We start from the raw sequence: 26,499 nt of genomic DNA, 5'->3' as shown, positions 1-26,499 counted from the left end.
TAATCTTTGAGGTCTGCCCGAAATGGGCGGACCTGTAAATCACATGTCTGTTTTTACCACCCTGAGTCTGGAAGAAGTGCGCGAGTGGCTGACGCCTTTTAATATTGGCGAATTGCAGACCCTGCGCGGCATTGCTGCCGGTATTACCAATACCAATTATTTTGTAGAAACCAGTCAGGCGCGATTTGTGCTGACAGTGTTTGAAAAAAATGATTTTGATGAGCTGCCTTATTTTGTGCATTTGCTGGCACATCTCTCGCGGCATGGGGTGTTGTGTCCGAGACCGATTGCCGATAGCAATGGCGTGGCCCTGCACCGCATACATGGCAAACCGGCATTAATGGTCAGCTGCCTGAAAGGGAGTGATGTCGATCAGCCAAATCTGGTGCAGATTGAAGCAGTGGCGCTGACACTGGCACGCATGCATTTTGCCGGGCTGGACTTTAATGATCAGTCGCACAACCAGCGCGGGCAAGGCTGGCGGGCGATGACGGCCCAGCAAGTCATGCCCAAGCTGACAGCTGTGCAGCAGCATTTGTTGAAGGAAGAACTGGAGTTCCAGCATAGCCTGGATTTATACGATGTGCCGCATGGTGTCATTCATGGCGATTTGTTCCGCGACAATGTGCTGTTTGATGGCGATGCCCTGGGCGGCTTTATTGATTTTTACTATGCCTGCCACGATGTGCTGGCCTATGATGTCGCGATTGCGGTCAATGAGTGGTGCGTAGACACCAATGGCGCCTTTGTCGATGAAAAACTGGCGGTGTTTATGAACGCCTATCAGTCGGTACGCGCGTTTACGCCCGCCGAGAAAACGCATTGGCCGGCTTTGTTACGCCGCGCCGCCTTGCGTTTCTGGTTATCGCGCCTGTATGATTTTCACTATCCGGTCGCTGGTGAACTCACTCATGCCAAGGATCCGGCGCATTTTGAGCGGGTGCTGCTGAACCGTAAAGCGTTAACTTAAAAAAGATTAAAAAGGGAAAATCATGACAGAAACCGGAACCCAACAGGGCCTGCGCTGGGTGCGTGAAAGTCTGGCCTTGTTTAAAACGCAGCCGCATGTCTGGATGCTATGGTCACTGGCTTATATTGTCATCTTCATGGTACTGCCCTCATTGCCATTGCTAGGTTTTCTCGGTCTGCTGTCAGTCGTGATATGGCCAGTCTGCATGGCCTTTGTCGTCATGCTGTATCGCCAGGTGGACCTGCAAGGGGAAATGGCACCACGGATTGTCTGGCAACAATTGCAAACGCATTTTAAAACACTGGTGCTGCTTGGTTTGAGTTGTCTAATATATGCCGTGCTGGCGACCTACCTGCTGAGTAGTGAACTGGCTACATTGGTGGCGCATGCGCCAACCAAAGCCGGGATGAGTGAATCCCAAATGACACTGTTTCTGGAAAATACCCTGTCATTTATTGTCAAAGTGCTGCTGCTGCTGTTACCGCTGTTTATTGCGACCTGGTTTTCACCGATGTTAATCGCCTTAAACGGCTATGATTTACCGAAAGCCATTAAATCCAGCATTGCAGGTATGCTGAAATACATACTGCCTATGGTTGTCTCCTGGCTGGTGATGACACTGGGCATGCTGGTGGTGATGCTGGGATTGGGCCTGGTAATTGGTATTTTAGGCGCCTTGATTCCAATGTTGGCGCAATTGCTGATGCCATTGCTGGTGTTCGCCGCTTTGCTGGTGATCAATGCCTTGATGTTTGCATTCCAATATATCAGCTACAAGGATGTGTTCAGGGCTGCGCCAGTCGTGCATGCATAATGCTAACGTTTCGAATGACTTAATAAAAAACGCCTGTTTAGCAGGCGTTTTTTATTTGCTGAAGACTTATTGTCGTATGGCTTGCATGTCTTTAGTAAGGAGCATGAATACCTACATTAAAGAGTAGACCTAGCAAAAACATTAAATCTTTTCCAACTTGGCATATTCAAGCATCAGGGTTTTTAATCCTGCACTGCCAAAGTTGACTTTCACTGCCAGGTCGCTGGCATTGCCTTCATAACTGACGATGACACCTTCGCCAAATTTGCCATGACGCACGCCCTGGCCGATTTTGAATGGGTAGCTGGATTGTGTGCTTTTTGCAGGCGTATATTGGCCGCCGGTGGCGTAGGTCTTGGCAGCAGGTTTGCTGTTAAGCCGTTTGGTTAAGTCTTCGGGGATCTCATCAATAAACCGCGAGGCGATGCCGTAACGCACCTGCCCGTGCAGCATGCGGCTTTGCGCGTAGCTTAAGTACAAGCGCTGGCGGGCACGCGTCACCGCGACATACATCAGGCGGCGTTCTTCTTCCAGTCCGCCATTTTCATAGGCTGCTTGCTCGTGGGGAAACAAACCTTCTTCTACCCCGCCGATGAACACGCTATGAAACTCTAGGCCTTTAGCGGCATGTACCGTCATCAATTGCAGGGCTTCGTGGCCTACATCTGCCTGGTGGTCACCGGCCTCCAGGCTCGCATGGTTGAGAAACTGGGTCATCAGGTCAGCATCTTCTTCCATGTTATGGTGATTGCCTAAATCCTGTTTGCTGAAGGCAACGGCTGCCGTCACTAGTTCCTGCAAGTTTTCTACACGGTCTTCGCCTTCTTTATCATTCTGGTAATGGGCCATTAATCCGCTCAGGTTGATGACCATTTCTGCCACCTCACCCAAAGTGATGCCGTAGGTCTGGTCTATCATATGGCGGATCAGCCCGACAAAACCTTCCAGGCCTTTGCTGCCCAGCATGCCTTCGCCAACTTTGTTGGTGGCTGCCTGCCATAAACTGCAGTCATTCTGGCGTGCGCCTTCCTGTAGCTGCTCCAGGCCGCGTGCACCTATGCCTCGCGGCGGGAAGTTGATAATACGTAATAAAGCCGTATCGTCGTTGGCATTGGCGATCAAGCGGATATAAGCAAGTGCATGTTTAACTTCGGCACGTTCAAAAAAACGCAAGCCGCCATAGACGCGGTAGGGAATGTTGGCCGAGAACAGTGAGTGTTCCAGAATACGGGACTGCGCATTACTGCGATATAGCAGGGCGATATCGCTGAGTGGCACGCCTTCGTTTTGCAGCATATTCACTTCATCAACAATGAATTGGGATTCGTCGGTGTCGTTATAGGCCTCATAAATACGGATAGGCTCGCCTTTGCCTGCCGATGTCCATAAGTTTTTGCCCAGACGATTGGTGTTGTTGGTAATAATGGCGTTGGCCGCATCCAGGATATTGCTGTGCGAACGGTAGTTTTCTTCCAGTTTGACAATATTCTCTACTTTGAAGTCGCGCTGAAAATCCGACATATTGCCGACCCGCGCGCCACGGAAAGCATAAATACTCTGGTCATCGTCACCCACTGCAAAAATACTGTTGTGTGCACCGCCCAGCAGTTTTAGCCATAAATATTGCAGGCGGTTGGTATCCTGGAACTCGTCCACCAGGATATATTGAAAGCGCTGCTGGTAATGTGCGCGTATATGCGGTTCTCTTTGCAATAACTCATAGCAGCGCAGTAGCAGTTCGGCAAAATCGGCGACGCCATCGCGGTTGCATTGCTGGTCATAGGCGGCGTAAATCTCGCGCAGTTTCTGGCTGTGGCCATCGTAGGCATCTACGGCATCTGCGCGTAAACCTTCTTCCTTACAGCCGTTGATATAACCCATGGCCTGTTTTGGCGGATATTTCTCGTCATCGACATTCATGACTTTCATCACGCGTTTGATGGCCGAAAGCTGATCCGCTGTATCCAGTATCTGAAAGGTGCTCGGCAAACCGGCTTCACGATAATGCGCACGCAACATGCGGTTACACAAGCCATGGAATGTGCCAGCCCACATGCCGCGCGTGTTAATCGGTAGCATGCTGGTCAAGCGCGTCAACATTTCCTTGGCGGCCTTATTGGTAAACGTTACCGCCATGAGGCCCATGGGCGAAGTCTGCGAGGTCTGGATCAGCCAGGCGATACGGGTAGTCAGCACCCTGGTTTTGCCACTGCCTGCACCGGCCAGGATCAGGGCCGAGATATGCGGCAGGGTGACCGCTTGCAGTTGTTTGTCGTTCAGGCCCTGTAATAAATCGATTTCAGATTGCATGGCATTATTATCGCATGATGTGGCATTTGAGCAGTCACTCAGGCGATATCAAATCAGTATTCATGAGTATAAATAAATCGGCTGGAACTTTTTGAATTTGCCCCCACTCATACAAATACGATGATGATGAATCATCTTTCCGCTTCTTTCCTCCCTGAGCGGAAGCCTTTACGATGAGGCCTGTTGCCCCGATTTACCCCTTAATCGGGGCTTTTTTTGTCCGCTTCAAACGCCACCGCTAAAGTCAATCTGTCGCCATGCCTCATATAAAAGGATAGCAGCAGAGTTGGATAAGTTTAAGCTTCTGCTATGCGGCAGCATGGGTAGCCTTACCCTATGCGCTGGTGTGAATTGTGCACGAATGTCTTCAGGCAGCCCGCGCGACTCTGGCCCAAACACAAACACATCCTCGTCTTGAAAAGTTAAGTCTGTATGCCTGGTGCTACCTTTGGTGGTGATGGCAAACATGCGTTTTTCCTGCAAGGCTTGCTGGCACGCGGCCCAGTTTTCATACACTTTTAATTCGGCATATTCATGGTAATCAAGTCCCGCACGTTTCAGATGTTTGTCAGATAGTTCAAACCCCAAAGGTTTGACGAGATGCAGGCTGGCACCCGCATTGGCACATAAACGTATGATATTTCCCGTATTAGGCGGAATTTCTGGTTCAAAAAGCACGATATGAAACATTTTTAGGGGTTTGTTTACAAATGTAAGATTAGAATGTTGGTGATATGATAGACGAGAAAGTCTATTACGATAAATAATTACAAAGCCATGGCAAGACCCGAAAAAATTAGACTAGGTGAAATTCTAGTCAGACAAAATTACATGACCCAAGCTGAGCTTGATCAAGCGCTGGAAGAACAGCGTAAGACTGGCCGCCGTCTGGGTCGCGTCATTGCCGATAAAGGTTTTGCCAGTGAACGGCAAATTGCCGAGGCAGTGGCGCATCAGCTGAATATCCCATTCCTTGATCTGGGTCAGTACGAACTCGACGTCAAGCAAGTGCAAAAACTGCCGGAAGTACAATCCAGACGATTCCGTGCCATTTTGCTGGAAGAGCGCGTCGATAGCTTCCTCATCGCCATGGTCGATCCTTCAGATGTATACGCCTACGATGAACTGGTGCGATTACTGAAGCGCGATATTGAAATTGTCGTCGTGCAGGAAAGTCTGCTGATGCAGACGATTGATCGTTCTTATAGACAAACTGAACAGATCTCGTCACTGGCACTGGAACTGCAAGAGGATTTGGCAGCCAGCAATGTCGACCTCGCCAGCCTGATGGGCGTGGACTTGGGTATTGACGATGCGCCGGTAGTCAAACTGCTACAGACCATTTTTGAAGATGCGGTGCAGGTACGTGCCTCTGACGTACATATCGAGCCACAAGAAAATAAACTGCTGATCCGTTTCCGCATTGATGGCGTGATGCACTTCCAGACACAGGCGGATATGAAAATCGTTTCCGCGCTGATCATGCGTTTAAAAATCATGGCCGGCCTGGATATTTCCGAGAAACGCCTGCCACAGGATGGTCGTTTTGGCTTTACCGTCAAAGGCCGCGCGGTAGATATGCGTATTTCTACCATGCCTACTCAATATGGTGAAACCGTGGTGATGCGCTTGCTGATCCAGAATACGGCGCATTTCCAGCTGGATAAATTAGGCATGCCACCGGACTTGCTGGTACGTTTCCGCAAAATGATCAACCGGCCTAGCGGCATGGTGCTCGTCACCGGGCCAACCGGTAGCGGTAAAACAACCACACTTTACTCTGCATTGAGCGAACTCAACACGCCTGAGACCAAAGTGATTACCGTTGAAGACCCGGTGGAATATCGCTTGCCTGGCATTATCCAGACCCAGGTCAGTGAAAAAATCGAACTCGACTTTCCCAAATTATTACGGGCTATTTTGCGTCAGGACCCGGATATCGTCCTGGTCGGCGAAATGCGGGATGAGGAAACTGCACAAACCGGTTTGCGCGCCTCCATGACTGGCCACCTGGTGTTATCCACGCTACATACCAATGATGCCTCCACTGCCCCGGTTCGCTTGATCGATATGGGTGTGCCGCGCTTTATGGTAGCAATGTCCTTGATTGGGGTGATGGCGCAACGTTTGGTACGCCTGGTTTGTCCACACTGTGCGGTAGATCATGCCCCGACTGAGAATGAAACTGTCTGGTTACGTCAGGTGCTACCTTCAGAACAAATTCCCGCTTTTTTCAAACTTGGGAAAGGCTGTCAGCATTGTAACCGCACAGGTTATCTGGGCCGGGTTGGCTTATATGAGTTGCTTGAGATGACCAATGACCTTGCTTTGGCAGCCAACATGCCAGATACCAATATCTTTATTACCAAAGCGCGCGAAAATCTTAAAGGAAAAACCTTACGCGACCAGTCATTGCAGCTGGCTTTACAGGGTAAAACGACACTCGATGAAATCATGCGTGTAGATAACCAGTTTGAAGGGTAAAGCGGATGCCAGTATTTGATTACAAAGGACGTAGTGAAGATGGTTTGATGGTCTCCGGTACGCAGGAAGCCTCAGATCTTGACGCATTAGGCTCAGCACTCATGTTGTCAAAAATCACGCCTATTGAAATCAAGCAAAGAGCGGCGGTTGCCGTTGCTTTCAACCTGTTCGAAGAAAAGGTTACCAGCCTGGATGTGATGTTATTCAGTCGCCAGATGTTTACTTTGCTCAAAGCCGGTATCCCGATTATGCGTGCACTCACGGGTATCCAAAGCTCGGTGGGCAATCAAAAACTGGCCCGTGTGGTGGGTCAGTTGCGCGCAAGTCTGGATGCTGGACGAGAACTGTCAATGGCGATGACTGAGCACCCTAAAGTGTTTGATAACTTTTATATCAGCATGATTCGTGTAGGTGAAACCACCGGTAATCTTGATAACATTTTCGCCAGGTTAGCGGAGCACATTGAATTCGAGCGTTTTATGCGCGGGCAAATCAAGTCAGCCTTACGCTACCCGATGTTTGTGATGACTGCGATGGCTATCGCGATTGTCGTGATTAATATCATGGTGATTCCGCAATTTGAAAAAGTCTTCGCCAGCATGCATGCCGATCTGCCTTTTATTACTAAAATACTGATTGCATTCTCCAGCTTTATGCGCAATTACTGGTTTGTATTGATTGCGATGCTAGTAGGGGCTGGCTGGACGTTTAAATCTTATATCAGTACGGCTGCCGGACGCTCGAATTGGGATCGCATTAAAATGCGCATCCCAATTGCAGGAAAGATTATTTTTAAAGGCACCATGGCCAGGTTTGCGCGAAGTTTTGCGCTATCGACGCGTAGTGGATTGCCTATTCTCTCTGCATTAAGACTGGTATCTCAAACCGTAGAAAATGATTACATTTCTGTCAAAATTCTCAGTATGTCTTCCGGAATAGAGCGAGGTGAAACAATTCTCAGGACTGCAACGCAAACTGGCGTCTTTAATCCCCTGGTGCTGCAAATGATTGCGGTAGGTGAGGAATCTGGTTCTTTAGATAATTTGATGCAAGAAATTGCAGATATGTATCAAGCAGACGTGGAATATGACGTTAAAACGCTAGGTGCTCAGATTGAACCGATTATGATTATGTTTTTAGGCGCGCTAGTGTTGGTTTTGGCATTAGGCGTTTTCTTGCCAATATGGGATATGAGTTCTGTAATGCTTAAAGGTGGCTAATTGATAAGAATGACCAATTTTTTTGATTCTTATTGGTAAAAGTAATTAGCCGATGAAAGGCTATTATTAAATTTGGATTTAGTAGTGTTATGGATTTGATGTTTAAAGCTGATTGTAGGTATGGACCAAAATTGTCTGGCATACTTTTTGCTGACATAAAATTAACGCAGTTTGAACCTGTCACTGTGATAATAAAGGCAGGGAATTTTGATTAGGAGTCTTGGTAATGAAAAAACAGGCTGGCTTTACATTGGTTGAATTGGTAGTGGTAATTGCTGTATTGGGTATTCTGGCAGCAACTGCATTACCACGATTTGTTAACGTACAGGCAAATGCACGTGCGGCAAGTATGAATGGGTTGGCAGCTTCAGTTCGCTCTGCCGGTAATATGGCACGTGCTGCGTGGATAGCAGCGGGTCAGCAAGGTGCTCAAGTGCCTATGGACGGTGTAAACGTTGATATTGTTGCTGGCGTTGGTTACCCTACGTCGGCAGCGGGCGGCATTCAAGCGGCGCTGCAAAACTTTGATGGAAATAGTTATGCGGTGGCATATGCTGCGCCTGTAGCTACATTCAATGCGGTAGGTTTCGCTAACTGCTCCTTTACTTATAACGCGAATACAGGAGTGGTCAACACGGCTAACTTACAACCTGCTGTGGTTGCGGCAAATTGTAACTAATTACCATGTATGAGGCATTCATCAGGGTTTACTCTAGTTGAACTGGTGGTCGTGATTGCCTTAATGGCAATCATGGTAGGAGTAGCCTCACCTCGATTTGCAAGCGGTGATATTTTTGAAACCCGCGGAGACGCGGGTTTGCTTTCATCTACTCTGCGCTATGCACAAAAAACTGCGGTTGCTCAACGACGGCAAGTATTTGCAATCACTGATACCGTTGCGCAGCCGAGTACCGTTAGATTATGTTTTACGAATGATCCTAATTGTCCCCTTGCAGTTCTCAATCCTGAAACAGGAGTGGCATATGTGATGACATTTTCCAGAAATGTCAGAGTCACGCCACCCAATAATTTTTTAGGGTTTGAAGCTTCAGGGCAGGCTTTACCAAATGACGCAGCAACCTACACTGTAACCAACAGAAAAAATGCAGTACAAGCGGTTGCGATAAATATTGAGGCTAACACTGGTTATATTCGCTGACCATTAGCTTATCAGTTGCGGTTTCATATGATCAAAAAAAACAATCAAACACACAAAACAACTATTCACAGCCGAAAGTCCAATCGCGGATTTTCGTTGGTGGAGTTGGTTGTTTTTATAGTGATTGTAACGACAGCAATAGCTGGTGTGATTGGAGCATTAGCCTGGATGAGTGGTCACTCTGCAGACCCTCTTGCGCGTAAGCAAGCCATTGCGATTGCTGAGTCCCTGATGCAGGAAATCCAGCAGATGCCTTTCACATTTTGTGACCCTGATGACCCAAATGCTGCTTCTGCTGTAGGTTATGCTGACTGTGCTACTTCACAAAACGGCATTGGTCCGCGACCAGCGGGTGAAAGCCGTTACAATCCAATAAATCCTTTCGATAATGTAGCAGACTATGGCGGTTTTACCATGCCTGGCGGTGGCTGTGCGAGCATTTGCCGTATTGGTAGTAATGTCTCGATTCCTGGTTTGGCTGCTTATAACGCTGCGGTGGCAATCGCTCAAGTCGGTGGCACGGCGCCTTTTGCCGGATTGCCTGCAGATGCTGTGTTGAGCATTGTGGTGACTGTTAATGGCCCTGCTAATACCCGTATCAGTCTGACTGGTTTCAAGGTTCGTTATGCGCCGAGGGTTTAAAAAATCCGAGGTATCAATGAATGGCTTTACGCTGGTAGAGCTGGTCGTTGTCATTACAGTTACAGCCATTATCGGTGGCATTTCCTCGACCTTTATCAGACATTCGGTAATGGCTTATGTCAACTCTGAGGCCTATTACGAATTAGCCGACCGCGCAGATTTTTCATTGCGCCGGATGTCGCGCGATATCAGAAATGCCTTACCAAATAGTGTTTGGGTTTCAGCCGCTGGCGATTATGTGGAGTTCGTACCCATCAAGGCCGGTGGCCGCTACCAACAAGATGATTTCGGGTCTAACAGTTTGAGAGTGCTGGGAGACACAGTGACCGTGGCTGCTACTGACCAGCTGGTCATTTATAACCTCGGTATACAAGGTGCTGACGTTTACAATGGAGATACTATTCGTAATTTTGCAGCTCCAGGTAACAATCTGAATCAACTGCAGTTTGTCGGCCCTACCTTCCCATTACCTTCTCCCGCCAGCCGTTTTTACATTGTTAACGGTGCAGTTGCCTATGTCTGTGATCTTGCAAATCAGCGTTTGCTGATGGTGACCAATATTGCGATTCCTTCGGCACATCCGGCTAACTTTAACGGAGCGAATGCCAATGTTGTCGTAGGCAATGTTACTTCATGCAGCTTTACCTACACCGAAGGCGTGATGCAGCACACCGGCGTGATAACGGCACAATTGGAACTCACAAAAAATGGCGGAGTGGCAAGGCTATTGAATCTGATTAATGTGGTGAATTCGCCATGAAATGCATCGTTTATCGCACAAAAGGTTTTATGTTGCCTATGGCAATATTTCTACTGGTCATACTGGCAGCATTGGTAGGCTATGCTATGCGCTTGGCGTTGCTTGCCAATATGGGGACGATTCAGGATGTACAAGGTTCGCAGGCTTATTTGGCAGCAAGGGCAGGGACGGAATGGGCAGCATATCATGTATTAACACCCGCCAACATGGCGAATTGTCCGCCGGCACCAGCACCATTTACTGTCAATGGCTTTAATATCGTGCTCAATTGTACCCATACTGATTGGACGGACAAAGGCACAACGCAGGATATTCGTATATACAATATTGTATCGACAGCTTCTGTAGGAGTGGCAGGGTCCCAGGATTACATTGAACGAAGAATTACCGTCACACTCAGCAGGTGCAGATACAACAATCCTGCTGGTGAAGAATGTAACTAAAAGGAATACGTAGTGTACGGATTCATTAAAAAAATATTTTTTTATAGTGCTATAGGGCTGGTTTGCTCGAGTAATCTTTATGCGGCCACAGTACGTTTGAATTCTGGTGGTGGACTTAATGCAGGCGATGGTTTGCATACTTATATCGAAGATACCACCCAAATTCAAGTTCGTAGGCTGAACAACACCGGGCAGTTGTATAACCCTAACGCTATACCGAGCAATACACAGCTGGATAATGGTATTTACCTGAGAGCTAATGGTGGATTGATCGGACCTGATCACTTCGGTTTTCCAAGTACCTTAACTCCTACAGCATATATTAACCGCACGGTTTCTACACCTGCTCCAGCTACAATCTCGCAAGGTGTAACACAAAGCACTACCTCACAATTTAGTGCGCCACGATTCAGTACCCTCGTTGCAGGCCCCAGTGTCACTGTAAACTGGAAGTACACTTATCCTCTTGATTACATCACGGCAGAAGTGACTTTGGTCATTCCATTAGGGTACCCCATCAGCAGTTCAAATCCCGTGCGCTATTATCATGCAGTAGATACCTACCTCGGTGGAGACGATAGGGGTTGTGGCGTACGTTATACAGATACTAACGGCAGGCAGATTGTGGGTACTTACCCCTTGTCAGGCGGTACAAATGCGCCATGCCCATCGAGCAGCAGTTTGCCTGCAAATCTGGATGTGGTTGAATCTTTTCGTGAACGAAACCAAAGCTTTGATCATTATTGTGTAGGCGCATGGGATTCGTTTTGGAGCAGCAGCAATAATGCTTGTGCTATCGCAAAAACAAATTCATTAAGCGACACAATATCAACAACAAAGATCGATACAGGGATAGCGATTGAATATGATTTTATCTTGCCGGGTACCTACACCTTTAGTTATGACTTCGTAGTTGGGTCAACTTTCGTACCAAATTACGACCATTTGGAAATTCGCCATTCAGGCACTGGTACATTATGTCCTGTAGATATCCAAGTGCTAGCATGTCTTTCCTCGACAGTGCCATGTCCAAGCAATCAGCTAGTGTCTACAGGTCTTTTGACTGGGGATTTAACAGTTTCCCCAACCACACCTGCGGTAACAGCTAACCCAGATTCAACGTTCAACCTTGGTAGTAATGCTTCCATCGATACCGTAACAATAACAGGTAGTGCGGCTGCAACTTACACACTCGGTGCCAGTGGTTTAACCAAGGCGCCCTTGAGTGGCGTCAAATGTTGGAACACAGCTACCAACTCACAGAGTTGTAGTTTTACATTTACTAATACGCCTTGTGTGGACAAATTTGAATGCATGGAAAATAGTCTTACCTACAATAACTTGACTACAACTCCAGCAGCTCGTAACCCTCTTTATACGAAACTGCTTGGGAATGACTTTGATATTGATATCGTAGCCGTATTGGCTAATGGGACGCAATCTACAGGCTATAACGCCGCGTTAGGACTCATTGTGGATTTGGTGGTGGAAGATATCAACACTAAAACTTGTGGAGTGAATCAGACTGATATCGTAGCAACCAAAATAGTGCCTTTTGTTGCATCAGATAATGGTCGGAAAAAAGTAACCTTTGCAGCTACAGATGCCTTGCTTGGGGCCTATCCAAAAGTATCTAATCCAATATTAAGATGTAGAGTTCGGGATATAACTTTAAACAAAACAGGTTGTTCGAGTGATAATTTTGCAGTCCGTCCGCCTGCATTAAGTATTACTTCTAACAATGCGAGTCAAACTCAGCAAAGTTTGACACCCTCTCCAACATCTGTGCCTGTTTTTAGGGCCTCCAGAGACCCATTTAACCTAACTGCGACAAGTGGGGAGTCTGGATATAATGGAACTCCAAAAATCAAGTTAAGGGATCCACTTATCACTCCTCCTTACTTAACCCCCTATACGCCATTGTTGGCACATCCTGGTGCGCCTTCAGTCGGAGTGGTCTCAGGATTATTCACTCCTGCAGTCTCAGGCTCTAGCTCTGGGAGTGCATTCACGTATAGCGAGGTTGGTCATTTCAAATTTAGGCCATACGATGTTTATGACGATACTTTTACATCAGTAGATAATGCAAAAGGGGATTGTGAAAATTCAGCGCTTGCTTTCGACAATAATGGTTCAGGCACGCCAAAAAAATACGGGTGCAGATTTGGCAATACAGGTGAAAGTTATTATTTTGGGCGTTTTACCCCAGATCACTTTACCTTAATCCCCGGCACTCCTACAACTTTGGGTTGCAATGGTTTTGTATATTATGGACAAGATCCTGGGGTCGTTACAACTTTTCGCATGAATGCAGAGAATGCAGCTACAACTCCAACAATAACGCAGAACTATACGGGTGATTATGCCCGTTTCAATTTGGCTGTTTGGAACAACTATCAATTCACTGCGACGCCTCTTAACGGGGCAACATTGGGCCCCAGTCAGATAACAAACCCGCCTCCAGCGAGCGGCACTTGGGCAAATGGAGTTGCAAATGTTACGGCTCGTCATAGGTTGAGTCGCCCTGCAGCTGCTATTGGTCCGCAATCAGTGACAATTTCAGCTAGACCTCAAGAAGTTGATGGCATTGTAACAATCACATCAGATCAAACTGCGTTGACTGGGGGAGTCCAATATCGCTTTGGCCGAATCGCGATTACTCCAGCACATGGATCTGAACTGCTGCCACTGCAAGTACAGATTGAGTCGCAATTCTGGAATGGGACAACGTTTATCAGAAGCACTGGTGATAGTTGTACTAGCATAGACCCTCGAACGGTGGTAATGAGAAACTATCAAGGTAACCTAAATGCTTGTGAAACAAGGTTAACCGGCGGTCCACTCATGAACAATGGGGTGCTCAATATGTCTCTATCTGCGCCAGGTATTGGTGGAGATGGCAGACCAAATACTGGAAGTGTTGATCTTGAAGTGAATCTTGCAGCAGCTACCGCAGGTGAGAGGACCTGTAACAACGCAGTTGAAGCTAATGCTATCAACGGAGCTATTCCCTGGTTCGGAGTGCCAGACCCGACAGGCCGAGCCTCCTTCGGCATCTACAAAGCCCCCATCATCTACATGCGTGAAAACTACTAGCCCACTCAAAACCACCTGAACAGGTGGTTTTATTATTTTAATCAGTGGATTGAAGTGTCAAAGCAGGCACTAAAGTTGCTACCTGTTATAGAAAGCTCGTCAACTGACAGTTTTTGTAATGAATACCACATGTCGAGGCCTTTCATTACCAAGCATGTAATGTCAGCGTCAAAATTGTGGTCAATCAATAAGCAATGCTTTATGATTAACTTTAAAATGTTTGTCTTATGCTTTGATTTTAAATAATAATTTTCTTATTCATATTAATGGATGTATATGAGTTGGTTTAAACGACAAAAGAACAAGCAACAAGTGGGGGTGAGCTTCACTGATATGCATGTTAGCACCGTGGCATTAGTGCCAGGGCTGGATGGCGCTAAACCAACCGTTTCGCTCGCTGCGATTCAACAGATTCCATTGCAGGCGACTTCCACTTTGCGGCATTTTGTGACAAAAAATGACCTGAAGGCTATGCCGTGTAATGTCATGCTGAATGTGGACCAATACAATGTATTGCAAATTGAAAAGCCCACCATGCCTGAATCCGAGATCAAGCAGGCATTGCGCTGGAAAGTAAAAGATCTGCTGGACTATTCAGTGGAACAGGCCGTGGTAGACGGTGTGGATGTGCCTGTCGACCCTGCTTATGCCAACCGCCAGCCAGCCATGCTGGCGATCTGTGCCAGAAAAGCGACTGTGACCCAGATTGGTAACCAGATTGTGGAAGCCGGTTTCAATCTGAAATCTATTGATGTGCATGCGTTAGTGCAGCGTAATATCGCCAAATTGCTGGAAACCGAAGACCGTGCCCTGGTCATGCTGACTATGCTTACCAGAGGTTGCCTGCTGACATTTACCGCCAGAGGTGAGTTGTACCATGCGCGCCTGATCGAGTTGGACAAAGACTTTCTGAATGACAGAAGCGAGTTATACCAAAGCAACTTTGATAAACTTGTGCTGGAGCTGCAACGCTCACTGGATAGCTTTGACCGCCAGTTTCCTTATCTAAGCCTTAACCGCCTGGTGGTTTCACCGGTCGCTAACCGTGATTACCTGGTCAGCGGGCTGAGCACCAGCCTGTATGTGCCGGTCAATGTATTCAATCTGGAAGATATCGTCAATTTGCCGCCTAACCAGGATTTTGCCAGCCTGGAGAAGCAGGCCATGTTACTACCTGCATTGGGCGCGGCTTTGCGTCAGGAGGCTGCAGCATGAGTCAGCAGGTCAACCTGTTTGAAAGCGGGCTGGTAAAGTCCAAAGACTGGTTTACGTTATCTTTCGTAGTCGGGATATACGTCCTGGCTGCCATTGTAATGGTTTATCTCTACACCGGGATTGAATCTGAAAATGCACAGTTGCTGGCACAGCGTAACCAAACTGTGTCTCAGTACGAAGGTATGCAAAAAAAGGTAGATGAGTTTGCCAAAAAAGCTGTGCCTGTGGATAACAGCAAGCTGGAAGCTGAGCTCAAAAACCTGAATAGCCGGTTTGACATGCAATCTCAGATGCTGGCCATTTTCCAGCAATCCATCTCCGAAAATGCTTATCACCTGATCGATTACATGCGTGGGTTAGCCTCGCAGCAGCTATCGGGCGTGTGGTTGACTGGTTTTAAAATTGAGCCAGCTGCACAGCATGTATCACTGTCTGGCCAGGCATTGCAAACTGAAGATATCCCGCTATATCTGGATTTGTTGTCAGCGCAGCGTGTGTTTGAAGGCACCCAGTTTTCCGGGTTGCAGTTCAAACAGGTCGAATTGCAAAAGCAGCTTGCGCCACAAGCGCCTACAGTTGCCACTACAGCTCCCGTGTCGGCCGCTGTTGTAGAACCTGCACCAACGGCTTCAGGAAAAGGTACTGGTGCCGCTACTGCTACAAATGCTGTTGTACCCCCATCTTCAACGCCGGCACCAGCAAGTACAACCGTGCCTGAAGAAGCCACCAAACTGAAAGTCTATGCATTTGATGTCAAGGGCCAGGACCTTCGCGATAAAAGCAAACCCGTCAGTGCCGTGAGCTGGGATGACTTTGTCAGTCAGACCGGGCAGCAGCCAGCCGCGAAACCACAAGCTAAGCAGCCATAGGAAAGTGCAATTCTGATGCGATTTGAACAGTTAAACACACTGAATAGTAAATGGCTGGCGCTCTCTAAACGCGAGCGCTGGATGATTTTTGGCGCAGGCCTGTTTGCTGTGGTCGGTTTACTGGATACGTTTCTGCTGGAGCCAAAACGTGCGCAGTTAGCCAGCACGCAACAAGAGATTCTTAAGATACAGAATGACACGGCAACATTGACCGAGCAGATGACGACCATTGCCAGCCAGGCTGCACCACAGCCTGAAAGCAATGCGTTCAAGCGCGATATTGATGATGTCAATGCAAAAATTGCCAGCCAGTCCTCAGACCTGGTGAAAATTTCTGCCTACATGGTACCGCCACAGGAAATGGTGCTGTTACTGAAGAAACTATTGCACAAGCATACCGATGTGCAGGTGATTGAAATGCAATCACTGCCTGTGGTCGACTTTATTGAAAAGCAAAGAAAACTGATACAGGAACAAAAAACACCTGCCGGCAATAATCCGCAGGATACGACGGCTGAAGATAACTGGAAGAACGTCCCGCACGTTTACCAGCATGCGGTGAAAGTCAGGCTGAAAGGCAAATACTTTTCCCTGATGGATTATGCGCAATCGCTGAAAGCCATTGGCCAGAGAGTGGCATGGGAAAACGCGGAGCTGAAAGCCGAATATCCTGAAAGTGAACTGACCGTTCAGGTATATACCCTGAGTGGCGAGAATGCATGGTTGGGGATCTAGCATGCGCATATTAGTAAAAGCAGTGTGGATGTTAATGCTCGTGCAGGGCGCAGCGTATGCGGAGGTGGTTGATCCTACCAAACCACCGCCTTCAGTGATGGAATATTTGCCGAATGCAGAAAAACAGGTAGAAAAGCCATGGGAGCTGACCGCTTTGCAACACAACGGCAAAAGCGGATTTGCAGTGGTCAATGGCCAAATGGTGCAAGTGGGTGAGACTTACAGCGGTTTTAAACTGGCTTCGGTAAAAAACCAGCAGGCAGTATTTATCAGTAAAACAGGTGAGAAAAAAGTAATTGGACTGGGGCTGAGCAGCTATATCGTACCAACCCAGCCGCCGGCAAAAATAAAAGCTAAAACAGCTAAAAAGACTAAAAAAGCAAAGAAATAAGTAATAAGTATCTGCTTGTTGAAATGTTCAACATCCAGGTTAAAAACACATTGAGAGACTGCTATGAAAACTTTTGTGAATACGTTGGGTGTGGTGATCATTGGTGCCGGACTGGCAGGGTGCAACAGCAATCCATTTGCGCCAAGCAATGCATCAATCAACCCTAAAATCCAGAGTGAGCTGAGCAAATCAGCAGCCTTGGCAAAGGCACAAGTCGCGCCGCTATCTAAAGAGGTGAGCGATGAACTGTTTGAGCCGTTGCGTATTGAGCCGCCAAAATCATTGGCCAAGCGTGCTGAGCCAAGATTTGACCTGGTCGTGAATAAAGCGCCCGCTACCCAAGTATTGATGGGTATTGTTTCCGGCAGTCCTTACAGCATTGCTCTGAGCCCAGATCTCAAAGGTGATATCTCAATTAACTTGAGAGACGTAACGCTATTTGAAGCGTTGAATGCCTTGCGTGATTTGTACGGCTACGAATATAAAATGACCGGCAAACAGATTTTTGTTGAACCGCAAAATATCCAGACACGGGTGTTCCAGGTGAACTACATCAGTGGCGCACGTAAAGGTACTTCAGCTACTAAAGTAACTTCAGGCACTGTGAGCAATTCAAGTGGTGGCGGAGGCCAGGCTGCTGCAGCTTCCGGTGGTACTGCTGTTGGTGCACCAGCGGCCTCCGGTGGTGGCGCTGCCAATCTCCAGGTGTATGCATCTGATGTCAGCATGGGTACCAATAATGATTTCTGGGGCGAAATGGCAAACTCGCTGAACAGCATGATTGGTGAAGAAGGTGGCCGTAAGGTGGTGATCAACTCACAGTCAGGCTTGATCATGATTAAAGCCATGCCCAAGGAAATTCGCCAGGTCGAGAAATTCCTGAGCCTGATGCAGGTTACGGTAGATCGCCAGGTTATTCTGGAAGCAAAAATCCTCAAGGTGCAATTGAATAAAGATTCACAACAAGGGATCAACTGGTCGGCAGCGAGATTTATGCGTGGTCGAGATGTGACCGTCGGTAATGTCAGCGGTAACAGCACCGTCAACGGTAACACAGGCAATATCACGGATGGCAATGTCACCACTTCACCAGCAGCGAATCCGGGTTTCCTGGATAATAATTCTGCTATCGGACTGGGTGGTTCGGTATTTGCACTTGCCGTGCAGGGTAAAGGCTTCTCTGCTTTGCTTACTTTCCTGGAAACACAGGGTAATGTAGAGGTGCTTTCGAGCCCACGTATTGCCACCATTAATAATCAGAAAGCGGTATTAAAGGTCGGTAATGATGCGTTCTTTGTAACTAACGTCAGAACCAATGTGACCACCACTACTGGCGGTGCGATCGTGACCCCGGATATCCAGTTGCAACCGTATTTCTCCGGTATTTCGCTGGATGTGACACCGCAAATCGATAAGAACGACAATATCATCCTGCACGTACACCCGTTCGTCAGCGATGTGACGCAGGTTAACAGGACCGTGACATTGTCCAGTGCAAACGGCGGTGTTTATACTATCCCGACCGCTTCTTCCAACATTAACGAAACTGACAGTATCGTACGCACCAGGGATGGTAATGTGATCGCAATTGGCGGCTTGATGTCCGAGTCTATCGATAACACTCGTACCAAAGTGCCGGGTCTGGGCGATATCAAGTATCTGGGCAACCTGTTCCGCCAGAAGAGTGAAATCACCCGTAAAACGGAATTGGTTATCCTGTTGAAATCCACGGTAGTACGTGGTGGAGATAACTGGGCTGAAGATATGCTTGAAACTCAGGGCCGAATTGATAAACTGAAGGGTGAGAGCTTCTAGGAGCGGGTTATGTACCTGCAACACTTTGGTTTAAAAGAGTATCCATTCACTATCACCCCGGATACCAGCTTTTATTACGCGACACGTAGTCTGCAAGAGGCGCTGAACACGCTGCTGATTGCCATTCAGTCCGGGGAAGGGTTTGTTAAAATCACAGGCGAAGTCGGCACGGGCAAGACGCTGTTGTGCCGCCGCCTGCTTAAAGCGCTGGAATCCACCTGCAAAGTCGCCTTTATCCCTAACCCTTATCTTGACCCGCATGCTTTGCTAATGACCCTGGCGACCGAGTTTGGTGTCGCTTTCAAGCCGGATTTTACCCACCATGACATGATAGATGCCTTGCATCGCAAGCTGCTCACCTATGCCGAAGAAGGCAAACATGTGATTGTCTGCCTGGATGAAGTGCAAGCCATGCCTTTGGAAACCCTGGAAGCGTTGCGCCTGCTCAGTAACCTGGAAACCGAAAAACGCAAATTGATCCAGGTGGTCATTTTCGGACAGCCTGAGCTGGAAGAACGTATCAATCATCCCTCCATCCGACAGTTGCGCCAGCGCATCAGTTTCGAATACCAGTTAAAGGGCCTGCAATGGTCAGAGTTGAGTTTTTACCTCAATCATCGCATGCATGTGGCCGGATACCAGGGTGGCATGATTTTTACATCTGCCAGCATGCATCTGCTTTATCGCTATGCCAATGGCATCCCCAGGTTGCTGAATATTCTGGCGCATAAATCCCTGCTCTCTGCCTATGGCCGTGGTCAGCAAGGCGTGTCTGCCGAAGACGTGAAAGCGGCGATCCTAGATACACAGGCTAGTGTAAAGGCACAGCACCGCTGGTGGAGCCATGGTTTCAAATGGTGGTTGACCCTACATACAGCGCTGGCTGGTTTTGGCCGCTAGCGGGCAGTGAGGAAAAGTTTTGAGTTTAATTAATCAGGTATTGAAGGATGTTGAAGCACGCCAGGGCGGGACAACCACCGATGGCTGGGGCGGGCAACAGATCAAGCCAGTTTTGGCACATTCAAGCACCAGTTCGGGTCGCTGGATCAAACGACTTATTCTGGTGTTGGTAGTTGTGGGCCTGGGCATATGGGGTTTTCTGCACCGGGCTGAGTTGATATCGGTTTACCGGTCTACGCTAGGTGACCTCACAGAAAATAAAGCTACCAAGCATCAATCTGCATCACCGGCCAAGCCAACGCCTGTACCAGTGGTCAGTACACCAGCCGCTACCATCGCTGCCGAGAATCAAACCGTTGATGCCCAGCCACAGTTAACCAAATCCTTGTTCAGTGAGTGGCGGGCAGAGCTCTCTGACTCTGTGACCAAACCGGCGATCCGTCAAAAAATCACACCTACGCCTGGCAACACTAACCGTGCCCCTGCAAAGAGTGAATCAGCGCCACAGGTGGAAGGCGAGTTTTCTATCAAGCCAGCCGACAGTGGTGCTGTGGTATCCGTGATTGAACCGCCTTTGGAATCCAGCGCCACTGGTAAAAAGGCTAGTCAAGAAACAGCATCCTCCGAATCTAATGGCACCGTGAATAAACATGTACGCCCCGAACAGGAAGCGAATGTGCTGATTCAAAAAGCGGTAGACCATGAGCAGAAGGGGCGCCTCAGTGAAGCGCTGGCAACCCTGCGCCAGGCCCTGGCTACTTATCCGCAATCAGAAGATGCGCGCCAGCTGCTGGCCGCTTACCTGTTTGAAACCAAGCAGGATGCAGAAGCCGTGACTGTGTTGCAGGCGGGCATTAAACGTTTTCCTGAGCAAGCCGGATTATCCAGATCGCTGGGGAAATGGCAGCTGGCACATAACCAGCCAGAAGCAGTGTTGCTCACGCTAAAACCTAATGCGAATGCGTTTGCACGCGATGCAGAAGTACAATGGATGCAGGCAATCGCCTATCAGCAATTGAATCAGCACCAGGCTGCTTTGCCATACTTTGAGCGGGCACTTACCTTACGTCCCGGGCAGGTGCAATGGATTGTGGCTTATGCCATTTCATTGCAGGCCAGCGGCCAAAACGCACAGGCCTTGCAACAATTACAGACGGCACAAGGTTTGCCTTTAAGTGATCGTTTGGCGGATTTTGTCGGCCAGCGTATCCGTCAGCTTGGCGGCGCTCCACAATCGCGGGATGAGTAGTCATTAGTCTACTTTCATCGCCAATTACCTAAATTACCTTTAATCCTCAGTACTTTTCAAAGTACGCGCAACCACCAGCGCCGTGATCTGGCCGGCACCGGCATGCTTGAGCACTTTTGCCAGTGCATGCATGCTGGCACCGGTTGTCATCACATCATCCACAACCAGCACATGTTTTCCCTGCCACTGTGTTTGTGACGCGAAGGCGCCGCGCAGGTTACGTGTCCTGGTTTTCATATCCATCCCTGCTTGTGATGGCGTGTCCAGAGTACGTGAGCACCCTGTCATTTCTAATGGAATCTGCAAGGCTGTCTGCAAGTGCCTGGCCAGCTCCAGTGCGTGATTGAATCCGCGTTGCCGAACGCGATAAGGATGCATGGGCATAGCCACCATCACCTCCGGTTTGTCTGCCTGCAATAAGGGATTTATGGTAGGCAGCATGGATTGCGCCAGTAATTTGCCTAGTGGCAATTGTTGATGATATTTAAATTGCTGTAACAGGCGGTCCAGCGGATAGGCGTAGCGAAACGGGGCGAGTGTGTGGTCGAAGGCAGGCGGATGTTGCAGGCAGATACCACAGTAGGCACCGGTAGAGGTTGGCAGTGCGCATTGTGGACAGCGCGCGGACACATACCAGGGCAGCGAAGGCACACAGGCATCGCACAGTGGCGCGTGAGTCAATTGCAGCTGTTTTTGAGCCGGTGCAGCACATAGCGGACACGGCAAGCTGGCACTTAACCAATGCTGTAACCAGGGCAGTGGATTAAAGTGATTAAAATTTAATCTGTTGTAAAATTTTTTCACGCGAGTAGGTAAACAACCTATAATTCAGCCCATTGAACACTCATCTTTTATACTTCTGCGATCATTATGGAACAACAAACTTCTTCTAGCGCTTGCAATAGCGAACTGCAAACTTCCATCATTAATATCGATGGCCTGAGAGCCTCCAGTGCCTGCGAGCATCCTACCGTTGAACGCTGGTCGGTGGACGATATCGTGGCATTGTTTGAATTACCTTTTAATGACTTGTTGCATCGGGCACAACTCGTGCATAGAGAGCATCATGAGCCGAATGCCGTGCAAGTGAGTACCTTGCTGTCGATTAAAACCGGCGGTTGTTCCGAAGATTGCGGCTATTGCCCGCAAGCTGCGCGTTACCACACCGAAGTGGAAAACGAACCTTTAATGAAGCTTGATGACGTGCTGGCCGCGGCCAAAGCAGCCAAAGACAGCGGCGCCAGCCGTTTCTGTATGGGGGCTGCCTGGCGCGGGCCTAAGCAGCGTGACCTCGACCCCGTGTTGAAAATGATTGCTGAAGTGAAAGCGATGGGCCTGGAAACTTGCGCTACTTTGGGCATGCTGAAAGACGGCCAGGCTGAGCAATTAAAAGAAGCCGGGCTGGATTATTACAACCATAACCTGGACACAGCGCCTGAATATTACGGTGATGTGATCAGCACCCGCACTTACCAGGACCGTCTGGATACGCTGGACCGCGTGCGCAGCGTAGATATCAATGTCTGCTGCGGTGGGATTATCGGCATGGGCGAGAGCCGTGCCCAACGCGCTGGCCTGCTGGCGCAACTCGCGAATATGGAGCAACCACCTGAAAGTGTGCCGATTAACTTGCTGACCCAGGTGGAAGGCACGCCTATGCATGGGACCGAAGCGCTGGATCCGCTGGAGTTCGTGCGAACGATTGCGGCGGCACGCGTCACCATGCCTGACAGTTTTGTGCGTTTGTCTGCCGGTCGTCAAAGCATGGGCGATGCGGTGCAGGCGCTATGCTTCCTCGCCGGTGCCAACAGTATTTTCTATGGTGAAAAGTTGCTGACTACCGGTAACCCTGAAGCAGATGCTGATAACGCACTATTCGCCAAGCTTGGCCTGAAAAAAATCTAATTGGCCGCGTATGCTGGATTTTCTACACGCTGACCTGGAAAAGCGTAAAACACTAGGCCTGACGCGGCAACGCCGCTTACTGGATTCGCCACAAGCGGAGCATATCACTGCCAACGGCCAGCGGTTTCTGTCCTTTTGCAGTAATGATTACCTGGGGCTTGCTAACGACCCTGCGCTGGTGGCCGCACTGCAACAGGCGGCAGCTGAAGCGGGCGTCGGAAGCGGTGCTTCCAACCTGATCACCGGCCATCACCGTTACCATGATCAACTGGAACATGCGCTGGCAGCATTGGTGCGTCAACCTGCGGCGTTGCTGTTTTCAACCGGCTACATGGCCAATATTGGTGTCATCAGCGCCCTGATGGGGCGCGACGATGCGGTATTTTCCGACAAGCTTAACCATGCCTGCCTGAACGATGGCGCTTTTTTGTCGCGCGCCAGTCACCACCGCTTTCCCCATAACGACGTAGCCGCACTGGAAAAATTGCTGCAAGCTTCAACTGCCCGGCATAAACTGGTGACTGCCGATGCCGTGTTCAGCATGGACGGCGATATCGCCCCCCTGGCTGCCTACCTCGAGCTTTGCGAACGCTATGATGCTTACCTGTACGTCGATGATGCGCATGGCTTCGGCGTGCTGGGCCCGCAAGGTCGTGGCACTTTGCAGCATCTTGGTTTAAAGTCGCCGCGCCTGATCATGATGGGTACCCTGGGTAAGGCCGCTGGTGTTGCCGGGGCATTTGTCGCCGGTGAACAGGTGGTGATCGATTACCTGATCCAGCATGCCAACAGCTATATTTACACCACACCGGCACCGCCACCGCTATCGGCAGCGTTACTGGCATCGGTACATGAAATTGAGCATGGTGACGCCCGCAGGCAGCAGTTGTTTGCCATGATAGATTTACTTAAAAGTGAGCTGTCACTTACACGCTGGCATTTGCTGCCGTCAGAAACTGCGATACAGCCACTGATTGTGGGTGACAACTTTGAAGCTCTGGAACTGAGCCAAAACCTGCAGGCAAGCGGCATTCTGGTACCTGCCATACGCCCGCCGACTGTACCAGTGAATACATCGCGATTACGTATTTCCTTGTCTGCTACGCATCGCGAACAAGATGTACGCGCTTTGATTGCAGCAATACAGGCCGCCGAGCGCGAGATTCCAGCCAGGAAGCAGGCATGAGTTGCTTTATCGAGATCATGGGTCAAGGCAAGCCGCTGGTGCTGCTGCACGGCTGGGGCATGAACAGCGCCGTCTGGGAACGCATCACCAAACGCCTGTCTGCTAACTACCGCTTATTCCTGGTGGATTTGCCCGGCATGGGGCAAAGCCGCCCAGTCACTCCATACCATTTATATAGCCTGGCTGAAACAGTCGCTGAAGAGATTCCTGGTGTTTCTACCATTTTGGGCTGGTCATTGGGTGGTTTGATCGCGCAGCAAATTGCATTGAACCAGCCGGACCGCGTAGAAAAATTAATCCTGGTGGGCAACAACCCTTGTTTTGTCAGCAAGCCGGATTGGCCGCACGGCATAGAAGCCAGGCATTTCCAGCAATTCAATGAGCGATTTGAAAAGGATTTTCAAACCACGTTACTGAATTTCCTGACGCTGCAATGCATGCATGCCAAAGATGCACGCAGTACCGTACGCCAGTTACGGATTGCATTTGCTGCCAAGCCGACGCCTACGCAGGAAAGTCTGAATCTGGCGTTGGATATCTTGTTACAAACCGACTTGCGTGAAGAAATCAGCCGCCTGTATCAACCCACCCTCATCATACACGGTGACCGTGACACGCTGGCGCCGGTCAGTGCTGCCCATTGGCTGGCCATGCACTTGCAACGGGCAAAATTGCGTGTGATCGCAGGTGCGGCGCATGCCCCGTTTCTTTCCCATGCGGATGCTTTCTGCGAAGCGGTAGAGACCTTTATGGCGGATGAGTTTGCCGTGCGCGCTACCACGGAGAGCTAAATGCAGGATGAATATTCAATAGACAAGTCGCGCATGCGGCAGTCGTTTCATCGTGCCGCAAAACGGTATGATGCCGCCGCCATTTTGCAGCGACAGGTGCGTGAAGAGATGCTCAGTCGTCTGGATGTGGTTAAGCTGAAACCTGGTGTGATTCTGGATGCAGGTTGCGGTACCGGACATGGCTTGAATGCCTTACTCCAACATTATAAATCCGCACAAGGCATCGCACTGGATATAGCCGAGGGCATGCTGTCTCGCAGCCGCACATTATTTCCCTGGTTCCGGTTCTGGCAGTCCAAACCGCGTTTTGTTTGTGCTGATATTGAGTCTATCCCGTTGGCAACCGGCAGTGTGGATATGGTGTGGTCCAATCTGGCTATGCAATGGTGTAATGATCTGGATGCCGCATTGCAGGAGTTTCGCCGTGTGCTGCGCCCTGATGGCTTGCTGATGTTTGCCACCCTGGGGCCGGATACCTTGAAAGAATTGCGCTCCGCTTCGGGTGCCGACCATACGCATGTCAGCCGCTTTATCGATATGCATGATATTGGCGATGCCATGACCCGCGCCGGGTTCAATGCCCCGGTGCTGGACGTGATGCATTACACCCTGACTTACGACACTGTGGAGTCGGTGATGCGCGACCTGAAAGCCATAGGAGCGCACAATGCCACCGCTGGACGTCCCAAAGGCCTGACTGGCAAAGGTTTTTTGCAAAAATTACGCCAGGGTTATGAGGTCTTTCGCCAGCAGGGAAAACTGCCTGCGACTTATGAAGTCGTATTCGTGCACGCCTGGACCAGTAGCCAGCCTTATACAGCGCCCGGCAGCAGCCCTATCCAGTTAATGCCGCGCAAGGCAGGCGTAGCAGTGTAGATATGGTCACAGTAGATATTGTCACGACCAGCTTGCCTCGTCATTTCTTTGTCACCGGAACGGATACCGGCGTCGGCAAGACCACGGTGACTGTGCGCCTGATGCAGCAATTCGCCGCGCAGGGACTGAAAGTAGCTGGCATGAAGCCGGTCGCTTCCGGCTGCGAGTGGATAGATGGCCGCTGGCAGAACGAAGATGTCATGCAGCTGACGGCTGCATCCAATGTACTGGCACCGGCTGAGCTGATAAACCCTTATTGTTTTCAACCGGCCATCGCACCGCACCTGGCGGCAGCTGAGGCTGGCGTTGAAATCCGGCTGGAAGTGATCAAATCGGCTTTTGACGTGTTGACCGGGCTAGTCGATGTGGTGATTGTCGAGGGCGCTGGTGGTTTACTTGTGCCGCTGAATGCAAGCCACACTATCGCAGACCTTGCGCAGACATTGCAATTGCCGACACTACTTGTGGTAGGCATGCGGTTGGGCTGTATCAATCATGCCTTGCTCACTGCCCAGGTATTAGAGCAAAGACAAATTCCTTTTTGTGGCTGGGTGGCAAACCAGGTTGATCCGCAAATGGCGATGCAGGACCAGAACCTGCAAACATTGAGTGATTGGTTAAAGCAGCCACCCCTGTTGGAACTGCCTTACCATGGATAAATAACGCGAA

25 protein-coding genes are annotated in these 26,499 nt (G+C 49.3%); 22 read left to right on the top strand and 3 right to left on the bottom strand.

The annotated features are described in order from the left end of the window. The first annotated feature begins 43 nt into the window (after window positions 1-43). Window positions 44-970, top strand: a complete 927-nt coding sequence (locus ACFQ2T_RS07000) for a homoserine kinase (protein ID WP_379032362.1) — start codon at window positions 44-46, stop codon at window positions 968-970. A 22-nt stretch (window positions 971-992) separates the two neighbouring features. Further along, window positions 993-1,784, top strand: a complete 792-nt coding sequence (locus ACFQ2T_RS06995; protein WP_379032359.1) for a BPSS1780 family membrane protein — start codon at window positions 993-995, stop codon at window positions 1,782-1,784. A 141-nt stretch (window positions 1,785-1,925) separates the two neighbouring features. Here the strand turns inward: ACFQ2T_RS06995 and ACFQ2T_RS06990 are convergent, their stop codons facing one another. After that, window positions 1,926-4,094: a UvrD-helicase domain-containing protein gene (locus ACFQ2T_RS06990; protein WP_379032356.1), complete on the bottom strand. Its 2,169-nt coding sequence runs from the start codon at window positions 4,092-4,094 to the stop codon at window positions 1,926-1,928. A 225-nt stretch (window positions 4,095-4,319) separates the two neighbouring features. Beyond that, a complete protein-coding gene (gene trmL, locus ACFQ2T_RS06985; protein ID WP_379032353.1) occupies window positions 4,320-4,784 on the bottom strand; it encodes a tRNA (uridine(34)/cytosine(34)/5-carboxymethylaminomethyluridine(34)-2'-O)-methyltransferase TrmL in 465 nt (154 codons plus the stop codon). Between the two features lie 141 nt (window positions 4,785-4,925). Here trmL and ACFQ2T_RS06980 point away from each other — a divergent pair, with 141 nt between their 5' ends. The 15 genes from ACFQ2T_RS06980 (at window position 4,926) to ACFQ2T_RS06910 (ending at window position 21,072) form a co-directional block, all read left to right on the top strand. Next, window positions 4,926-6,578: a GspE/PulE family protein gene (locus ACFQ2T_RS06980; protein WP_379032350.1), complete on the top strand. Its 1,653-nt coding sequence runs from the start codon at window positions 4,926-4,928 to the stop codon at window positions 6,576-6,578. A 5-nt stretch (window positions 6,579-6,583) separates the two neighbouring features. Next, window positions 6,584-7,798: a type II secretion system F family protein gene (locus ACFQ2T_RS06975; RefSeq protein WP_379032347.1), complete on the top strand. Its 1,215-nt coding sequence runs from the start codon at window positions 6,584-6,586 to the stop codon at window positions 7,796-7,798. Between the two features lie 226 nt (window positions 7,799-8,024). Beyond that, window positions 8,025-8,477, top strand: a complete 453-nt coding sequence (locus ACFQ2T_RS06970; RefSeq protein WP_379032345.1) for a type II secretion system protein — start codon at window positions 8,025-8,027, stop codon at window positions 8,475-8,477. 9 nt (window positions 8,478-8,486) lie between these two features. Then, window positions 8,487-8,957, top strand: coding sequence for a pilus assembly FimT family protein (locus tag ACFQ2T_RS06965; protein ID WP_379032342.1), 471 nt, complete (start codon window positions 8,487-8,489; stop codon window positions 8,955-8,957). 27 nt (window positions 8,958-8,984) lie between these two features. After that, complete coding sequence (locus ACFQ2T_RS06960) at window positions 8,985-9,599, top strand: type IV pilus modification PilV family protein (protein WP_379032339.1); 615 nt, start codon at window positions 8,985-8,987, stop codon at window positions 9,597-9,599. A 16-nt stretch (window positions 9,600-9,615) separates the two neighbouring features. After that, window positions 9,616-10,359, top strand: coding sequence for a type II secretion system protein J (locus ACFQ2T_RS06955; protein WP_379032336.1), 744 nt, complete (start codon window positions 9,616-9,618; stop codon window positions 10,357-10,359). Continuing rightward, complete coding sequence (locus tag ACFQ2T_RS06950; protein WP_379032333.1) at window positions 10,356-10,802, top strand: hypothetical protein; 447 nt, start codon at window positions 10,356-10,358, stop codon at window positions 10,800-10,802. The genes ACFQ2T_RS06955 and ACFQ2T_RS06950 overlap by 4 nt, the downstream gene beginning before the upstream one ends. Window positions 10,803-10,814: 12 nt before the next feature. Further along, a complete protein-coding gene (locus ACFQ2T_RS06945) occupies window positions 10,815-13,898 on the top strand; it encodes a DUF6701 domain-containing protein (protein ID WP_379032330.1) in 3,084 nt (1,027 codons plus the stop codon). 276 nt (window positions 13,899-14,174) lie between these two features. Then, a complete protein-coding gene (locus ACFQ2T_RS06940) occupies window positions 14,175-15,113 on the top strand; it encodes a hypothetical protein (protein WP_379032327.1) in 939 nt (312 codons plus the stop codon). After that, on the top strand, window positions 15,110-15,982 hold the full coding sequence (locus ACFQ2T_RS06935; RefSeq protein ID WP_379032325.1) for a PilN domain-containing protein: 873 nt from the start codon (window positions 15,110-15,112) through the stop codon (window positions 15,980-15,982). The genes ACFQ2T_RS06940 and ACFQ2T_RS06935 overlap by 4 nt, the downstream gene beginning before the upstream one ends. 15 nt (window positions 15,983-15,997) lie before the next feature. Beyond that, window positions 15,998-16,717: a type II secretion system protein GspM gene (gene gspM, locus ACFQ2T_RS06930; RefSeq protein WP_379032322.1), complete on the top strand. Its 720-nt coding sequence runs from the start codon at window positions 15,998-16,000 to the stop codon at window positions 16,715-16,717. A 28-nt stretch (window positions 16,718-16,745) separates the two neighbouring features. Beyond that, entirely contained in the window at window positions 16,746-17,108 is a 363-nt protein-coding gene (locus ACFQ2T_RS06925) for a hypothetical protein (protein ID WP_379032319.1), read from the top strand. A 63-nt stretch (window positions 17,109-17,171) separates the two neighbouring features. Then, window positions 17,172-18,923, top strand: a complete 1,752-nt coding sequence (gene mshL / locus ACFQ2T_RS06920) for a pilus (MSHA type) biogenesis protein MshL (RefSeq protein WP_379032316.1) — start codon at window positions 17,172-17,174, stop codon at window positions 18,921-18,923. A gap of 9 nt (window positions 18,924-18,932) precedes the next feature. Beyond that, window positions 18,933-19,823 (top strand): ExeA family protein, encoded by an 891-nt coding sequence (locus ACFQ2T_RS06915; RefSeq protein WP_379032313.1) that lies wholly within the window; start codon window positions 18,933-18,935, stop codon window positions 19,821-19,823. Window positions 19,824-19,842: 19 nt separating this feature from the next. After that, on the top strand, window positions 19,843-21,072 hold the full coding sequence (locus tag ACFQ2T_RS06910) for a tetratricopeptide repeat protein (protein ID WP_379032310.1): 1,230 nt from the start codon (window positions 19,843-19,845) through the stop codon (window positions 21,070-21,072). A 39-nt stretch (window positions 21,073-21,111) separates the two neighbouring features. On the opposite strand, the gene ACFQ2T_RS06905 is transcribed toward ACFQ2T_RS06910, so the two are convergent. Continuing rightward, on the bottom strand, window positions 21,112-21,876 hold the full coding sequence (locus tag ACFQ2T_RS06905) for a ComF family protein (protein WP_379032307.1): 765 nt from the start codon (window positions 21,874-21,876) through the stop codon (window positions 21,112-21,114). Window positions 21,877-21,942: 66 nt separating this feature from the next. On the opposite strand from ACFQ2T_RS06905, the gene bioB reads away from it, so the two are divergent. From bioB to bioD, 5 genes are read left to right on the top strand one after another with little or no spacing between them, the layout of a single operon-like run. Continuing rightward, window positions 21,943-22,977: a biotin synthase BioB gene (bioB, locus tag ACFQ2T_RS06900; RefSeq protein ID WP_379032304.1), complete on the top strand. Its 1,035-nt coding sequence runs from the start codon at window positions 21,943-21,945 to the stop codon at window positions 22,975-22,977. A gap of 10 nt (window positions 22,978-22,987) precedes the next feature. Next, entirely contained in the window at window positions 22,988-24,163 is a 1,176-nt protein-coding gene (gene bioF / locus ACFQ2T_RS06895; RefSeq protein WP_379032302.1) for an 8-amino-7-oxononanoate synthase, read from the top strand. Further along, entirely contained in the window at window positions 24,160-24,954 is a 795-nt protein-coding gene (gene bioH / locus ACFQ2T_RS06890) for a pimeloyl-ACP methyl ester esterase BioH (RefSeq protein WP_379032299.1), read from the top strand. Before bioF ends, bioH begins: the two co-directional genes overlap by 4 nt. Further along, window positions 24,955-25,830, top strand: a complete 876-nt coding sequence (gene bioC / locus ACFQ2T_RS06885; protein WP_379032296.1) for a malonyl-ACP O-methyltransferase BioC — start codon at window positions 24,955-24,957, stop codon at window positions 25,828-25,830. A 2-nt stretch (window positions 25,831-25,832) separates the two neighbouring features. Further along, window positions 25,833-26,489, top strand: a complete 657-nt coding sequence (gene bioD / locus ACFQ2T_RS06880) for a dethiobiotin synthase (protein WP_379032293.1) — start codon at window positions 25,833-25,835, stop codon at window positions 26,487-26,489. Window positions 26,490-26,499: the final 10 nt, after the last annotated feature.

It is taken from the genome of Methylophilus flavus (assembly GCF_042678905.1).
In the GTDB taxonomy this organism is placed as follows: Bacteria; Pseudomonadota; Gammaproteobacteria; order Burkholderiales; family Methylophilaceae; genus Methylophilus; species Methylophilus flavus.
This window is presented reverse-complemented; position numbering and strand designations above follow the sequence as displayed.

What these genes read in the sequence shown, in the direction of transcription:
- ACFQ2T_RS07000 (WP_379032362.1), top strand. Translation starts at nt 44, where the DNA reads ATGTCTGTTTTTACCACCCTGAGTCTGGAAGAAGTGCGCGAGTGGCTG.
- ACFQ2T_RS06995 (WP_379032359.1), top strand. Translation starts at nt 993, where the DNA reads ATGACAGAAACCGGAACCCAACAGGGCCTGCGCTGGGTGCGTGAAAGT.
- ACFQ2T_RS06990 (WP_379032356.1), bottom strand. Translation starts at nt 4,094, where the DNA reads ATGCAATCTGAAATCGATTTATTACAGGGCCTGAACGACAAACAACTG.
- trmL (WP_379032353.1), bottom strand. Translation starts at nt 4,784, where the DNA reads ATGTTTCATATCGTGCTTTTTGAACCAGAAATTCCGCCTAATACGGGA.
- ACFQ2T_RS06980 (WP_379032350.1), top strand. Translation starts at nt 4,926, where the DNA reads ATGACCCAAGCTGAGCTTGATCAAGCGCTGGAAGAACAGCGTAAGACT.
- ACFQ2T_RS06975 (WP_379032347.1), top strand. Translation starts at nt 6,584, where the DNA reads ATGCCAGTATTTGATTACAAAGGACGTAGTGAAGATGGTTTGATGGTC.
- ACFQ2T_RS06970 (WP_379032345.1), top strand. Translation starts at nt 8,025, where the DNA reads ATGAAAAAACAGGCTGGCTTTACATTGGTTGAATTGGTAGTGGTAATT.
- ACFQ2T_RS06965 (WP_379032342.1), top strand. Translation starts at nt 8,487, where the DNA reads ATGAGGCATTCATCAGGGTTTACTCTAGTTGAACTGGTGGTCGTGATT.
- ACFQ2T_RS06960 (WP_379032339.1), top strand. Translation starts at nt 8,985, where the DNA reads ATGATCAAAAAAAACAATCAAACACACAAAACAACTATTCACAGCCGA.
- ACFQ2T_RS06955 (WP_379032336.1), top strand. Translation starts at nt 9,616, where the DNA reads ATGAATGGCTTTACGCTGGTAGAGCTGGTCGTTGTCATTACAGTTACA.
- ACFQ2T_RS06950 (WP_379032333.1), top strand. Translation starts at nt 10,356, where the DNA reads ATGAAATGCATCGTTTATCGCACAAAAGGTTTTATGTTGCCTATGGCA.
- ACFQ2T_RS06940 (WP_379032327.1), top strand. Translation starts at nt 14,175, where the DNA reads ATGAGTTGGTTTAAACGACAAAAGAACAAGCAACAAGTGGGGGTGAGC.
- ACFQ2T_RS06935 (WP_379032325.1), top strand. Translation starts at nt 15,110, where the DNA reads ATGAGTCAGCAGGTCAACCTGTTTGAAAGCGGGCTGGTAAAGTCCAAA.
- gspM (WP_379032322.1), top strand. Translation starts at nt 15,998, where the DNA reads ATGCGATTTGAACAGTTAAACACACTGAATAGTAAATGGCTGGCGCTC.
- ACFQ2T_RS06925 (WP_379032319.1), top strand. Translation starts at nt 16,746, where the DNA reads ATGTTAATGCTCGTGCAGGGCGCAGCGTATGCGGAGGTGGTTGATCCT.
- mshL (WP_379032316.1), top strand. Translation starts at nt 17,172, where the DNA reads ATGAAAACTTTTGTGAATACGTTGGGTGTGGTGATCATTGGTGCCGGA.
- ACFQ2T_RS06915 (WP_379032313.1), top strand. Translation starts at nt 18,933, where the DNA reads ATGTACCTGCAACACTTTGGTTTAAAAGAGTATCCATTCACTATCACC.
- bioB (WP_379032304.1), top strand. Translation starts at nt 21,943, where the DNA reads ATGGAACAACAAACTTCTTCTAGCGCTTGCAATAGCGAACTGCAAACT.
- bioF (WP_379032302.1), top strand. Translation starts at nt 22,988, where the DNA reads ATGCTGGATTTTCTACACGCTGACCTGGAAAAGCGTAAAACACTAGGC.
- bioH (WP_379032299.1), top strand. Translation starts at nt 24,160, where the DNA reads ATGAGTTGCTTTATCGAGATCATGGGTCAAGGCAAGCCGCTGGTGCTG.
- bioC (WP_379032296.1), top strand. Translation starts at nt 24,955, where the DNA reads ATGCAGGATGAATATTCAATAGACAAGTCGCGCATGCGGCAGTCGTTT.
- bioD (WP_379032293.1), top strand. Translation starts at nt 25,833, where the DNA reads ATGGTCACAGTAGATATTGTCACGACCAGCTTGCCTCGTCATTTCTTT.